At 65.0% G+C, this 14,509-nt stretch carries 10 protein-coding genes and 1 pseudogene; 6 read left to right on the forward strand and 5 right to left on the reverse strand.

Annotation, left to right across the window (positions count from 1 at the left end; translation table 11 throughout):
* Window positions 1-13: 13 nt before the first annotated feature.
* Together IVA96_RS05950 and IVA96_RS05955 are read right to left on the reverse strand one after the other, a co-directional pair.
* Window positions 14-1,567, reverse strand: a complete 1,554-nt coding sequence (locus IVA96_RS05950; RefSeq protein WP_247416084.1) for a L,D-transpeptidase — start codon at window positions 1,565-1,567, stop codon at window positions 14-16.
* 276 nt (window positions 1,568-1,843) lie between these two features.
* The gene (locus tag IVA96_RS05955) at window positions 1,844-3,280 is read right to left on the reverse strand and encodes an oligosaccharide flippase family protein (protein WP_247416086.1); all 1,437 of its coding nucleotides are present in this window, start codon (window positions 3,278-3,280) and stop codon (window positions 1,844-1,846) included.
* Window positions 3,281-3,542: 262 nt separating this feature from the next.
* Here IVA96_RS05955 and IVA96_RS05960 point away from each other — a divergent pair, with 262 nt between their 5' ends.
* Both IVA96_RS05960 and IVA96_RS05965 read left to right on the forward strand, forming a co-directional pair.
* Window positions 3,543-4,631 carry a glycosyltransferase family 1 protein gene (locus IVA96_RS05960; protein ID WP_247416089.1) on the forward strand — a complete coding sequence of 363 codons (1,089 nt, stop codon included), beginning with the start codon at window positions 3,543-3,545 and terminating at the stop codon, window positions 4,629-4,631.
* A complete protein-coding gene (locus IVA96_RS05965; RefSeq protein ID WP_247416092.1) occupies window positions 4,628-5,695 on the forward strand; it encodes an endo-1,4-beta-xylanase in 1,068 nt (355 codons plus the stop codon). Before IVA96_RS05960 ends, IVA96_RS05965 begins: the two co-directional genes overlap by 4 nt.
* A gap of 83 nt (window positions 5,696-5,778) precedes the next feature.
* On the opposite strand, the gene IVA96_RS05970 is transcribed toward IVA96_RS05965, so the two are convergent.
* On the reverse strand, window positions 5,779-6,729 hold the full coding sequence (locus IVA96_RS05970; protein ID WP_247416095.1) for a DUF6492 family protein: 951 nt from the start codon (window positions 6,727-6,729) through the stop codon (window positions 5,779-5,781).
* Window positions 6,730-6,990: 261 nt separating this feature from the next.
* Window positions 6,991-10,455 (reverse strand): AAA family ATPase, encoded by a 3,465-nt coding sequence (locus IVA96_RS05975; RefSeq protein WP_247416098.1) that lies wholly within the window; start codon window positions 10,453-10,455, stop codon window positions 6,991-6,993.
* Window positions 10,456-10,663: 208 nt separating this feature from the next.
* Between IVA96_RS05975 and IVA96_RS05980 the strand changes: the two are divergent.
* A pseudogene (locus tag IVA96_RS05980) lies at window positions 10,664-10,780 on the forward strand (LLM class flavin-dependent oxidoreductase); the annotation flags it as partial.
* A 30-nt stretch (window positions 10,781-10,810) separates the two neighbouring features.
* Here the strand turns inward: IVA96_RS05980 and IVA96_RS05985 are convergent.
* A complete protein-coding gene (locus tag IVA96_RS05985; RefSeq protein WP_247280824.1) occupies window positions 10,811-11,836 on the reverse strand; it encodes a histone deacetylase family protein in 1,026 nt (341 codons plus the stop codon).
* A gap of 377 nt (window positions 11,837-12,213) precedes the next feature.
* On the opposite strand from IVA96_RS05985, the gene IVA96_RS05990 reads away from it, so the two are divergent.
* From IVA96_RS05990 to IVA96_RS06000, 3 genes are all read left to right on the forward strand, one after another.
* A complete protein-coding gene (locus IVA96_RS05990; protein WP_091884042.1) occupies window positions 12,214-12,447 on the forward strand; it encodes a hypothetical protein in 234 nt (77 codons plus the stop codon).
* Between the two features lie 10 nt (window positions 12,448-12,457).
* Complete coding sequence (locus IVA96_RS05995; protein ID WP_247280825.1) at window positions 12,458-12,634, forward strand: hypothetical protein; 177 nt, start codon at window positions 12,458-12,460, stop codon at window positions 12,632-12,634.
* A gap of 265 nt (window positions 12,635-12,899) precedes the next feature.
* On the forward strand, window positions 12,900-14,489 hold the full coding sequence (locus tag IVA96_RS06000) for a gamma-glutamyltransferase (RefSeq protein ID WP_247416102.1): 1,590 nt from the start codon (window positions 12,900-12,902) through the stop codon (window positions 14,487-14,489).
* Window positions 14,490-14,509 lie beyond the last annotated feature (20 nt).

Raw genomic sequence — 14,509 nt, forward strand, 5'->3', positions numbered from 1 at the left:
GATCTCCGCGTCGCTACCAAAAGCCCCGCTGCACCGGCTGCGTCGATTGGTAATACTGATACTGGCCTCTCCGGCGCGGATTGACCGGTTGCACGTACGGATCGCGCTGGAAGAAGAAGCCGAAGCCGTTGCCGCCATTGTCCCAGCCGTCATCGCTCGCGATCATGGCAGGCGCGGTCGGCTTGCGGGTGATGAAGCCGCCCTGCGGCTGATTGCTCAGCACCGCGACGAACTCGGTGCGATAGTTGGTCTCGCTGCTCAGCGGCTCGTCCGAGATGATGATCGAGGAGCGCGGCAACGCGGTCGGCGCGATACGATCGAGCACGTCCTGCGGGATGGTGATCCGGTCGAGCGCGGCCCTCGCCTCGTCGCCGTTTTCGATCGTGACCACGCTCCAGCGCAGGCCCGTATCGGTCCTCGCCATCGCCGTGAAGATATGCGTGCCGAGCGGCTGGTCTGGATTGCGGATCGTGACGGGGACCTCGATGCTGGTGTCGAACACCTCGCCGCCGCCATCGGGTGCCGGCTTGTGGGTGTTTCGCCGCACGTACAGCTTCTGCGTCGCACGACTGATGTAGACCGAGACCGGCTCGAGCGCGAGCTTTGCATCGGTCGCCGCCTTCACGGCGTCGGCTTTCCTGGCCGCCGCGACCTTGGCGGCCTCCTTGGTGGCGGCGACGGCCTCGCGCTTCGGCTGCGCCGCGGCCTTTGCGGCATCGAGCTGCGTCGCTGCATCCGCAGCCTTGGCGGCGGCCTTCTGCTTCAGCTCCTCGGCCTTGGTCCGGGCCTGATCGGTCTTTGCGTTCGCGAGCATCTTGTCGGCGAAAGCGAGCTCGGCGTCGGCGCGAGCCTTCTGCTGTTCCAGCTTGCGCAGCGCCGCCGGCAGCGAAGCGGCTTCTTTTGCGGCTGCCGATGCGGCCTTCTTGGCCTCGTCGGCGGCCCTGGTGGCCTCCTCCGCCTCGGCGGAGAGCTTGTCGGCACGGCTCGGCGCCGCCGCAATGGCCTCCCGCTTCGGCATGAAAAGCGCGGGGTGGGAGAACTGGGTCGGGACCGTATCGTCGGGCGAGATGATCACGCGCATCCCGATATACGTCTTGTCGAACAGATTCTCGGCAAAGCCGAACGGCATGCGCACGCAGCCATGTGAGGCGGCATAGCCGGGCAGCGGCCCGCCGTGCAGCGCGATGCCATTCCAGGTGATGCGCTGCATGTGCGGCATCCAGGCATCGTCATACATGGTCGAGCGGTGGTCCTTGTCCTTCTCGATGATGGCAAAGACGCCCGCCGGCGTCTCGCGTCCCGTGGTGCCGGTCGACACCGGCGCGCGCAGGATCCAGCCGTCGGAATCGTAGAAGGTGACCTGCTGGCTCTTGATCGACACGATCGCCATGATCGGCTCGCCGGCTACGCGCGGCGCCACCGCCTCGACCGGCTGACGGGCTTGCTTGGCAGCCGTCACCGGCGCCACCGCCGCAAACATGGCCAGCGTCGCAAGCGCAATGATCCCGGTAGGCCCCTGACGCCGCACCGCTCTGGTGGATTGCGCCGTCGTCGATCGGTTTTTCATGCCATCCTCGGTCGAACTGCCAGTCCGCTGGTGTCGGTCAAATGTCAAATTGCGATCTCTGGATTAAGAAATCGCATCCGCCTTACGTTCCGTCTGTGGCGAGATTCGGCACGTTCCCGCGACAAATCTCTCATATACGACGGTTCACATCGGCGGAAGGCGGCCTCCGGCCGAAGCTGGCCCGAAGCCGGCCCTCGATCGCTGCGGCAGAATGTCCGGCTAAGCTGGTTCAGCTGCACGGGACAATGCCGGGAGCGGTCAGGCTCGCCTTGGTCGCTAAACGCCCAGCGCCTTCCGGTTGAACGTTCGCAGGAGGCGCAGGGACAACGTTCGCACGTTCGCGACGTTCATCAGCCACGCCGCGGCGGCGTAAGCGAAGCCACCGGCGAGGCTCACGACGATGAGCGACCCGAGACCAGTGCCGCCCGCTTGCGATCGCGCGATCAGGATCGCGGCCGCCATCGCCGCAGCGGAAGCGGCAACAGCGGCGAGGCGGTTGAGATCGAACGGGACCGGGTGGGCCCGATGCATCAAGAGGACAGCCACGAGGAAGCCGATCGCCTCGGTCGCGAAGGTCGCCAGCGCCGCACCGTAAAGGCCATAGCCGGCGACGAGCGCGAACATCAGGATCACACTGACGACCAGCGTGAGGAAGGACTGTGCCGCCAGCATGAAGGGGCGTTCGGCGAGTTGGAAGCTGATCTGGACATAGAACTGATTGGCGATCCCGAACAAGCGGGCGAGCACCAGGGTCGGCAGCAGCGCGGACACGCCCGCGCGGAAGTCGACGCCGACCAGCGTGCCGGCGACCTGGTCCGCCGCCAGCGCAAGCCAGACCGCGACGGGCGCAACGACGACGAGCAGCAGTTCGAGGCTTTCGGTCAGCCGCTCCCGCGTCGTCTCATTGTTTTTCTCCGACAACGACCGGAACACCAGCGGCACCGTCGCCGCGGCAACGCTGGAGGCGATCATGACCATGAATTGGCGCGGCAGGTCCGCAGCGACGCCAAAAATGCCGGCGGCATCCTTGCCGAGCAGATAGGCGACGATGAGCCGGTCGCAGGCCGAGTAGACCGCAACGGAAAGCCCGGCCAGCGTCAACGGAAGACCGTAGCGCGCCAGCTGCATGAACTGGCTGCGCTGGAAGCGTGCGATCTTGGTGCGGTCACCGACCAAATTCAGGATGATGCCGGCGAGCGAGCCGAGGCCGAATGCCGCGAGCAGCCCCAATCCACCCCAGCCGAGCCAGATCCCGGCGAGCCCAAAGCCGACGCTCGACACGCTGCGCACGATCGAGATCGCCGCGAAGCGGTAGGGCCGCAGCTTGGCGCGCTCGAACTCCTGGCCGACATCAACCGCATTGGCCATGATCGCGACGAACATGCTGGCGAGCAGCAGCTCGACGCTGACGTCGCTTCGGAACAGGAAGACCAGCGGAGTGGTCGCGCAGAGAACCGCCGCCGTGAGCGCAAAGACGACCATCGCGGTGCCGCGAAAATCCACCTCCGCCGACATCGCCTGATAGCGGGATACCGACAGCTTGATCCAGGCGAAAAAGATCGCGCCCAGGATTCCCGCAAGGCTGATGCCGACCACATAGACGCCGTACTCCGCCGGCGTCAGCAGCCGTGTGTAGGCCGTAACCGCGAAGAACCCCACCGCCGCAGGCAGGATGTAGGCGACGAGATAAATGGAGAAATGACGATTCAGCATGCGGACTTTGGACCGGTGGCGGCCGTGAGGATTAACGAAGCGTTAAAACACTTGGACTTTGGTGGAGCAATCGGACGGCGCGCTGGCGCCGGCAGGATAGCCGCATAAGTCTGCAAATCGGACCGCGAATGGAGCAATCGCGCGGTTATCGCGCGTTAGCGTTAAATTTGCCCTGTCCTTGAAGGGGCCGGCGCGATCACAGAAAAGAAACAATGATATCGCAACGTCGCCCCGAATCCTCCGATGTGCTGATGTGACTGACATGGACGTTGCCGAACAAGCACGGGCGAAGCCGGCCTCTCGGCCGCATCGCGGCACCGACGCGCCGCTTGCGCCGGCAACCTCCGGCAATGCTGGCGGCGACAGGATGGTCCTCAACCTCTTCTTCGAAGAACGGGACGACCGCTGGTTTCCCGGTGACCGCCATCTCCGGCCGCTGCTGCGGCGCTTGCTGGTTGGCAAGTCCTATATCAGCGGCCAGCGGCGCGTGCTCCTCAATCTGTGCGCGGGCCTCGATCGGCTCGGCATCCGCTACCGCGTCAACGACTATCGCTACATCCAGAAGCACCCCGAGGAACTGGCCTGCATCATCGGCCGGCCGTTCGTGCTCGACTGGTTCAAGTGGAAAAACCCGCTACTGCTCGGCGTCGCCATGTACGACCACCCGATCGATGCGCCGGAGACTCTGAAGGATCTCGACGTGAAGCGCGTGCTGGTGCCATGCGCCTGGTACGCCGAGATGTTCCGTCCGCACTGGCCCCATGTCGGCGCCTGGCCCGTCGGCATCGAGACCGATTTGTGGACACCAGCGCCAACCGAGCAGAAGAGCGTCGACGTGCTGCTCTACGACAAGATCCGCTGGGATTATGGGCGCTACGAGGCGGAGCTGATCGAGCCGATCCGCAGGCATCTCCAAGCAAGCGGCCGCACTGTCGAAGTGATCCGCTACGGCCATTACAAGGAGGACGACTACAAGGCGGCGCTGGCGCGCTGCCGCAGCATGGTCTTCCTGTGCGAGCACGAGAGCCAGGGCATCGCCTGCCAGCAGGCGCTATCGAGCGGCGTGCCCGTCTTTGCCTGGGATCGCGGCGGGCCGTGGCAGGATCCGAAGTATTTTCCGCACAAGGTGAGGTACGAGGGCGGCGTGTCCTCGGTCCCTTATTTCGACGCGCGCTGCGGCATGACCTTCACGGATGCGGATGGTTTCACAGCCGGCTGGGCCGGCTTCTGGTCGCACGTCGCGGCGGGAGACTTCGCACCGCGGGACTATGTGTTGGACAATCTGACGCTCGAGAAAGGCGCGCTTCACTATTACGAGATCGCCGAAGCGGCGATGCAGCCTCACGCGTGACCAGGCTCGACCGACGCGAATTCTTGCTCGGCGGCGCCGCAACGCTCGCGGCGGGCGCATCGGCGTCCGCAGTGCGGGCGTCGAAACGTGCCCAGCGCCGTCCGGGCTTTGGCGCTGCGGCCACGCTCTGGGACCTGCAAGCTGATCCGCGGCTTGGCGACGCCATCAGCACCTATTGCACGCAGGTGGTGCCGGTGCTCGAGCTGAAATGGCCGATGCTGCGGCCGGATGCGCACACATTTGCTTTCGAGCGTGCCGACGCGATCCTGGATTTTGCGCAGGCGAACGATTTGACGATGCGCGGTCACGCGCTTGCCTGGTATCACGACATTCCCGACTGGACTAAGCAGATCAAGGACGGCAAGGGCGTCGAGCGCGCCTTGGTCGATCACATCGGCACCGTCGTGTCCTACTACAAGAACAAGCTGACGTCGTGGGACGTCGTCAACGAGCCGATCCCGGACAATCCGAAGAAGGTCACCGACCGGCGCGACACATTCTGGACGCAGCATCTTGGTCACGGCTGGATTCCGCTGGCCTTCCGCACCGCCGCCGCGGCCGATCCCTTCGTCAAGCTCGCGATCAACGAGTATGACATCGAATCGGCCAAGGACTCCTTCATCGCCAAGCGCGCGGCCTACCGCAACCTGATCATGGACCTGCTCGACCAGGGCGTTCCGCTTCACGCCGTCGGACTGCAATCGCATCTGCATGCGGAGCTCGAAATCGACACACACGGGCTCGCCGAGTTCGTCACCGAGCTGCGTTCCTGGGGGCTCGAGGTGCTCGTCACCGAGCTCGATGTCGACGATCAGAAGCTGGCGGGGAGCCCGGCGGAGCGCGACGCCATCGTCGCCAAGCGCGTCGACGATCTGCTGACGGCCATCTCAAGCAGCGGACCGGTGCGCTCGATCCTGACCTGGGGCATCTCGGATCGCTACAGCTGGATCAACGGCACCTTCGCCCGCAAGGACAAGCAGCCGAACCGTCCTCTGCCGCTCGACGGCGAGTTCAAGCCGAAGCCGTTCATGGACGTCATCAGCAAATTCACGAAGGATGCTTGAGCGCGCTATCGTATGAGCATGATCTTTGCGGAAAACCGCTGCACATTTTGCGCGAACGCCGCCCTTCGGGGTCGAATCATGTTCTAGCGCGTTTTCGGCACCTCGAATGCTGCAACCTCGCCCATAAGGTCGGGCGACAGGCTCGGCGCGCGCTGGTCGCGCGAATTCAACCGGAATACCTCGCGGATGTCGACGATCGAGGTCGACGAATAGGACTGGATGCAGAGCGCGACCTGTTCTGGCGAGGCCGCGCGCATCATCGCTTCGATGGCCGGACGGTCGAGACGCGTGTCGTCCCAGTGCGAGACCGCGATACTGTCTTCCGTGACCCGATGCGCAGCCAGATGCGCGGGCGAGCTCGCGACGAAATGACCATAGAGCAGGTATTCGGAAAACTTCTTCTTGCGGCACAGCGCCAGGACCCAGTTCAGCCCTGTCGCCGCCTTGATGGCGCCGGTCATCGCCCGCGCGGTGTCCTTGTCCCAGACCAGCGCGTTGCCGACATAATCGTCCGCCGGAAACGAGCGCTCCTCGATACCCAGAAGCTGATCGACGGTACGGAGCCACAGGCCATGCAACGGGTGGTCGGCGCCGATCGCCTTGCGAGTGACGAAGAGCGGCGTCTTCTCGCCGCCGGCGTACTGGCCAACGTCGAATTCGCGGAAGAAAAGATTGTCCGAATCCAGGATGCAGACGCGCTGCTCCGGCGCGTTGAGAACGCCAGCGATCTTCAGGATCTGCTGGATGTGCCAGCCGTGCACCGGTGACGAGAGCAGCGAGAGCCAGACGCGCCGGCTGCTGATGAACTGGAGGGCCGGCGGGAGCGCGAAGAGCCATTTCGGCAAGTAACGCGAGGCCGGGACGATGACGCGCTTGTCGGAGGCAAACCGCTCGAACAGCGGCACGTCCTCATCGTTAACGAGAACATAATGCCGCGTGTATCCCGAGAGCCAGGTGTCGATGCTCTCGCTGAGCAGCGAAAAGCGCTCGATATCCTTGGCGTAGCTGGCGGTCAGCAGGGCAACGGAATGCATGGGCGCGCTCAAATGGGCCATCGGGCCGCAGTCATAGCCGCGCTGGGAGATGCTGGAAACTCACAAACGGAATCAAGGTAAAATGAAACGAAGCATTAGCCGTCCGCCTGGAACCCCGTTCAATGCCCCGAAGACGCAGCGGTGCCAGTGCGGAAGCGCGCCATGGACCACCTCAACATTGCGATAAGCGCGGAGGTAACCCGCAGCGCGCTCGGCAAGCCGCTCCAATGGCGCGCATGCTCTGCGGCAAGATCGCTCATGTCAGGGGGCGACCTGTTCACGAACGGGCGCGTCCGCACCGAGCTCGTTGATCAGCTGCATCGCCTGCTTCAGGTCCGGCGTGTAGAAGCCCTCGCTGAACCTGCCGACGATGGGCACGAGCAGGAGACTTGCGTGCTCGCGCCTGCCGGCCTCGTGCCACAGCCGCGCCAGGCTGACGGCGGTGCGAAGCTCCCAGGACAATGCGCCCTGCTTACGCGCGGTTTCCAGCGACAGGCCGAACATATCCTCGGCCTCCCGCACCGATGCCGGGTCGCCGTCCGACAGCGTGATCTCGCCTTGCAGGCGATAGACTTCGGCGAGATAGGAGTGATCGCCGGTCCGTCTTGCGGTCGCGAGCGCGCCGTCCAGTGCCCGCAAGGCGGCGTCGCGCATCCCGACCTTGGCATAGGACTCCGCGAGCAGGCAGCGAAACCAACAGCCGGCGAGCCAGGAATCCATCGCCTCATACTCGTCGAGGCCGACGCGCATCTGGCTCAGGCCTTCGTCGGCTTCGCCGAGCTGAGCCAGCGCCCAGCCGCGCAGGATCGCCGCCTGCTGCTTCCAGTGCAGGAAATTGTGCTCGGTGGCGATGATCATCGCGCGATTGGCGTGGTCACGCGTGCCCTCGACATCGCGCAAATGCTGGCGGAGATAGGCGCCGAACACGAGCGCGAAGGCGAGCGTGAAGGGATGGCGGATCTTCTCGGCGTTCGCGATCGCCTGCTCGCTGTGCTGGCGCGCCGCGTCCGGACGGCCGAGGAACCACAGGAGATACCCGAGGTAGGACAGCGAGACGACGCCGGGATCGATGCCGTGGCGCTCCATCAGACCGGAATGCAGGTCGGGGCTGTAGACGTTGATGCAGCGATGCAGATGATGCTGCGCGGCGGCAAAGCGGCCGCGATACAGCATGGTCATCGCGATCGCGCGGTGCGCCTCGATCAGATAACCGGTCTGCTGCGCCGGCTGCGCCCGCTGGTTCAGCCGTTCGCGCTTGGCGAATCTCAACAGCTCGACGCTGAGATCGTGCGCGCGCGTGAGATCGGCGCGGATGAAATGGCACACCCAGAGCCCGCGCGTGGCGGCGAAGGCCTTTTCGTCGTCGTCGAGCTGCTGGCCGAGCTCGAGCGCGCGGATGTAGTTCTGCTCGACCTCCTGCACGGCATAGCCTTTGGCGGCGATCAGGGCGGTGCCGAGTGCGATCCGGAGCTCGAGCTCCATCTGGTCGGCGCCTTGCACGCGCGCATTGGCCTGCACGACGCTCAAGCCGCGGCGCAGATGACCGATCGCTTCCAGATTGGCGCCGCTCTTGGCCGCCTGCTTGCCGGCCTTGAGCCAAAAGCTGGCGGCACCCTCGCTCTGGCCGGATTCGGTCAGGTGATAAGCGAGCAGCTCCGGTTCGCGCTCGGTCTTCTCCGGATACATCTCGGCGAGCACCTGGGCGATCCGGGAGTGCAGCTTGCGGCGCTCGCTGTGCAAGAGGCTCGCATGCGCGGCGTTCTGGATCATCACGTGCTTGAAGGAGTAGAGCGCGTCCGGCGGATGGCCGCGGCGCATGATCAGGCCCGCCTGCTCCAGGTGATTGAGCGCGGCTTCGATCTGCTCGGCTGGCGTGTTGGCGACTGCGTGCAGCGTCTCGTAGGAAAACTCGCGCCCGATCGTGGCGCCGATCTGGGCGACCCGCTTGAACGGTCCCATGCGGTCCAGTCGCGCCATCAGCGAGTCCGTCAGGGTTGCCGGGATCGCGAGCTGCCGCCACGGGCCCGACAGCACGTAGCGCCCGTGCCGCTCGGTCAGGAGGTTGGATTCCAGAACCGTCTTGGTCAGCTCTTCCAGGAACAGCGGCACGCCGTCGGTCTTGACGATGATCTCCTCGACGACCTCCTTGGGCAGCTCCCTGCCGGCAACGCGCCCGACCAGCGTCGTGCGCAGCGGCCGGCTCAGGCGGTTCAGCACCAGGGTCGTGATGTGCGAATGCGCGTTCCAACTCGGCTGGAATTCGGATCGCGCGGTGATGATGGCCAGGATCGGCCGGTTCTGCACCCGGTCGACCAGCAGGTCGATCACCTCGCGTGAGGTCGGGTCGATCCAATGCAAATCCTCGAACGCGATCACCAACGGCATCTCGCGCGCAAGGCCCAGGAAGTGATTGACCAGCGCCGTGACGGTGGCATCCTTCTGCTGCTGCGGCGAAAGGTCGAGCCGCGGATAGCGGTCGCCGGTCGGCATCGACAGCAGCGCGGCAAACAGCGGCGCGACCTGCTCGATGTCGCCATGCGCGGTGGCGATCGCGGTCTCCAGGCTCGCCAGCGACAGCGCGGACGCATCCTCCCGATCGAGGCCGAGGGAGAATTTGAGCTGCTGGACGAACGGATGGAACGCCGTGGAGGTGTAGTAAGGCGAGCACTGGAGCGAGACCTGTCCATGGCGATCGCCGGATATCCGCTCGAAGATTTCCTGGATGATGCGCGACTTGCCGATGCCGGGCTCGCCGAACTTAACGACGACCTGGCCGTCGCCGTCTTTGGCCTGCTGCCAGCGTCCCATCAGCAGCGCGATCTCCTCCTCGCGGTTGACGAGCGGCGTCAGCCGCGTGCCCATGGCGGCGGCGAAGCGGGTCTCCATCCGCGAGGCGCGCACCACGTGCCAGGCCTGCGCTTTCTCGGAGATGCCCTTCAAGTCATGGACGCCGAGATTGCGGTAGTCGAACTTCCCCTTCAGCAGCGCTTGGGTCGATGCGGAGATCACGACTCCGTTGGGCGGCGCCAGGCCTTGCAGCCGCGCCGCGAGATTGACGGTTTCTCCGACCGCGGAATCGCGCTCTTCGGTGCCCTGTCCGACCAGATCGCCGACCACGACGAGGCCGGTCGCGATCCCGATGCGGACGGCGGGCGAGTGGCTGAGCGCACCGCGCGGCTCGATCGCATGCGCGCTCGACAGCACCCGCACGATCTCGAGCCCGGCGCGAACTGCGCGCTCGGCATCGTCCTCATGAGCGGTCGGATAGCCGAAATAGATCAAGATACCGTCGCCGACGAAACGGGCGGCAAAGCCCTCGTAATGCTTGACCACGCGGACGCAGGTTTCGCGGAAGCTCGCAATCATGTCGCGCACGTCTTCCGGATCGAACTGAACCGATAGCGAGGTGGAATCCACCATGTCGCAGAACATGGTGGTGAGCTGACGCCGTTCCGCGCCGACCTCCGAGCGCGTTTGCGGCGGCGCCACTGCCGCCGACGGCTCCGCCGTTTCGGCCTGGAACAGCGCCGACATGGCTCGCTGAAGCCGCTTGCGATCACCGAGCGGCAATCCGAGCTCGACCAGATCGGATTCGGTCAGGTCCGCCACGACGTCGAGATCGAGACGGTGCTGCGCAAAGAGATCGGTGTAGTGGCCGAGACCGATGCCCTCGAGCCAGCGCTTCAGCCCGCCCTCCGTTCCCGTGCCCGGTTCGTTCTCCAGCATGGTGATTTCTGCCCGACCTATCGTTACGTCGAAGGGGCTTTGGGGTCCCCTCAATCACAGATTTGGGGCCCGACTTCACCTCAGACTGGACGCGTTCCCTAATCCTTGGGAAGAATAGCTCAATCAGATCAGAAGGGAATGGCGTTGTCGGATGTTATCCCGATCTGACCGCGGACGAACTGCAGCGCTATTGAAGCTGCGGCGCTCTCTCGTCGGCAGCTATGAGGAGCTCGGCGCAAGATCGAAGGATTGTACGGCGACGGGATTGACCACGATCATGCTCGACATGGTCGCGGACGAAGCCGAGATGCAGCACGTCTGCTAGGTGCTCGCGGCGAGCGAGATGCTTTCAAGCTCACCGCGCCTCTTCGAATCCTGCCAGCACTGAGGTGAGGTTCGCGCCCAAAATATCCGAGAGATAGCCACCCTCCTGCACGAACACGGTCGGCAGGCCCATCTTCGCGATGGCCTGGCCGATGCGGCGGAAGCCTGGTGTGGTGACGGCCAATCCCTTCAGCGGGTCGTGTTCGGAGGCATCGAGACCAAGCGCGACGACGAGCGCGCTCGGCGCAAACGATTCGATCGCCTTGCGCGCAACGTCCAGCGCCTGCATGTAGCCGTCATCGCCGGTGCCGATGGCGAGGGGAATGTTGAGGTTGGTGCCGAGACCCGGACCCTCGCCGTGCTCATGGGCATAGCCCCACACGAACGGATAATACGCAACCGGATCGGCATGGATCGAGATCGTGTAGACGTCAGGCCGCGCGTAGAAGATGCCCTGCGTGCCGTTGCCATGATGGACGTCGACGTCGAGGATGACGACACGCTCGTGCTTCTGCCGCAGATGCGCCGCCGCGATCGCACTGTTGTTGAGGAAGCAGAAACCGCCCGCCATGTCGCGATAGGCGTGATGGCCCGGTGGGCGGCAGAGCGCATAGGTCGCATCCTCGCCGTCCATCACCATCTGCGCCGCGGTGACCGCGACGTCGGTCGCGGCACAGGCGGCCGCCCACGTGCCCGGCCCGATTGGCGCCGCCGTGTCGGCGGTGTGCCAGCCGAGCTTGCCGACGATATGGGTGGGATAAGTCGCCGCGTGGCGCACCGGATGGATATTGCCGATCATCTCCGGGCCGGAATCGCCGAGCGCCGTCCAGGCCTCCCAGGCTTCGCTCAGGAACGACAGATATTCCGGACTGTGGATGCGCGCGCGGGGCCCTTGCCCGAATTTCGTCGGCTCGACCAGCTGATGCTTGCCGTCCCTCAATCCCTTGAGCAGGCGATCGACGCGCTCGGGCTGCTCGGTGGTGCGCTTGACGAGCCCGCGAACCAGGAAGAATTGCGGATCATGGCTGCGGTGCAGCTCAGTATGGACGGCTTTCACTCGAACACTCCGTGGGGCGCATGCTCTTTGATGTGCCGCAGAGTCTTGGTCCCCGCGGCGGCCAGATGCAAGCCTCCAGGCCGGGACGACGCTATGCTTCTTGTAATCGGCAATGAACATGGTGCCGTTCCGAAGCGGATGGCATTACCGACGCTGCCTTCGGAAGGACCCATGTCGCCCCTCGACTTTCGTCGGAGGTTGTTCCATGCCGCCCAAGCGCGGTCCAGCTGATCATCACCCGCCTGTGATTAAACCTGTAACGACCTTGCAGGCGACCAATCTCCGTAAATTCCCTTACCGGGTTCGACCCGAATGTTTCGCGAATGCCTCGGGTGGTATCAATTTGCCATCCCAATCGCTCCCTACAGGAGGCGTAGATGGTCCAGGTCTACTTTCACTGCTCCAATACCGAGGGCACCCTGATCGATCGCTACGGCGCCGCCGTCTCCAATCTCACCGAGGCCCGCGACCGCGCCGCCCAGATCATGCGATCGATGATTCTGACGCCGAGCAACGAGGACTGGCGCGACTGGGTGATCCACGTCAGCGATGACGACGGCGAGGAGATTTTCGATCTTCCCTTCACCGCCATGCTCGGCAAGCCGCATTGAGGTGATGCCGATGTTGCTCCCTTCACTGAGCCTCCTTCGCCAGCCCCTGAACTTCGTCGCCATGAAATGGCAGACCCTGATCCGGGTCGCCGGCGACCCGTACCGCCCCGAGCTTCACTACATGCGCGGGCCGGGCCCGAAATGGCGTGCCAAGTATCAGGCCAGCCGGTTGAACCGCTCGCTCTGAGCGGTCGCCGCGTCGTCCTTATTCGCTGTGTCTTTCATGGCCGGGCTCGTCCCGGCCATCGACGTTCTTGGGCCGCTTGCGGGAGACCTGGATGCCCGGGCCAAGCCCGGGCATGAGGGCTTGGTAGGCGGTCGCCACCCCGCACCATCCCGCGTCTGCCTCACACCAGCCATGTCGCTCCTCGCTTTGGATGTTCTCGTTGGCGGCAGTGTGCCATTGTCCGCGCGCCTAGCCAGCCAAGACAACCGAAGACAAAGACGACATCATGCCTCACCAGTTCAGCCGCGCCCAGCACATCCGCAAACCCGCAGTCAGAGCCAAGGGCGGCATCGTCGCCGCGCAATCGCGGCGGGCGGCCGAGGTCGGCGCAGAGGTGCTAGCGGCAGGCGGCGACTGTGTCGACGCCGTCGTCGCTACCACCTTCGCGCTGAACGTGCTGGAGCCCTGGATGAGCGGCATGGGCGGCGGCGGCGCGATGGTGCTCTACCGCGCCAAGGACAATCGCTACGAAGTGATCGACTACGGCATGTGCGCACCGCAGAGCCTGCGCGTCGCCGACTATCCGATTACGGGCGAAGGCGCGGCCTCCGACCTGTTCCCCTGGCCGCGGGTAGAGGACGATCGCAACATTCACGGGCCTGGCTCGATCGCGGTGCCCGGCGTCGTCGCCGGCATGGAGGAAGCGCATCGCCGCCACGCCAGGATGCCGTGGAAGGATCTGGTCGCGCCCGCTGCGACGATCGCCGGCGAAGGTCTGCTGGTCGACTGGTGGACGACGCTCATGATCGCGAGCTCCGCCGCTGAGCTCCGGCGCTATCCCGCCAGCGCGGACATCTTCCTGAGGGACGGCCTGCCGCCGAATGCGCCCTGGGGCATCAAGGCCGAGACGCGGCTGCCGCAGGACAAGCTGAAGGCGACGCTGGCCCATCTCGCAGCCGCTGGCCCCCGCGATTTTTACGAGGGTGACCTCGCAAGAAGCATTGCATCCGACATCAAGGCCGACGGCGGCTCGCTATCGACGGAGGATCTCGCCGCGTTCCGCAGCCACCTGCGCGAGCCGCTGGCGATCCCCTATCGCGGCGGCAAGGTGTTTGCGACGCCGGAGCTCACTGCCGGACCGACGATGGCGCATGCGCTACGCCTGTTGCAGCAGAATCTGAAGCCGGGCGGCACACCGGACGCGGCCGCCTACGCCGAATATGCGCTGGCGCTGCAATCGGCCTATCGCCAGCGGCTGGGCGACATGGGCGATGCCGATGGCAAGCGCGCGCTCGGCGCGGAATACCTGGCGCCGGCCTGCACCACCCACTTCTCCGTGGTCGACCGCCACGGCAACATGGCCGCGGTGACGCAGACGCTGCTGTCCACCTTCGGCTCGAAATATGTCACGCCGCACACCGGCATCCCCATGAACAACGGCATCATGTGGTTCGATCCGACACCTGGCACCACCAACTCGCTCGCACCTGGCAAGCGTTGTCTCACCAACTACACGCCCGTCATCGCCGAGACCCCGGATGGCAAGCGCCTCGCGGTCGGCGCCTCCGGCGGCCGCCGCATCCTGCCGGCGGTGATGCAACTCGTCTCCTTTGCGATGGATTTTGGTATGGACCTCGATGCCGCCATCCACCAGCCGCGCATCGACGCCAGCGAAGGCCCGGTCGTTATCGGTGATGCCCGCCTGCCGGCGGACGCGCGCAAGACGCTGGCGGCGCGATTCGACTATCAGGAGACCCAGGTGCAGGCGCTACCGATGAAGTTCGCCTGCCCGAGCGTGGTGATGCGCGAGGGCGAGACCAATTCGGGCGCGGTCGAGATTTTCCAACCGTGGGCCGAAGCGGTGGTGGAAGGCTGAGCGCACGGATGCAATGTGCT

The sequence above is a fragment of the Bradyrhizobium sp. 159 genome (genome assembly GCF_023073795.1).
GTDB lineage: Bacteria > Pseudomonadota > Alphaproteobacteria > Rhizobiales > Xanthobacteraceae > Bradyrhizobium.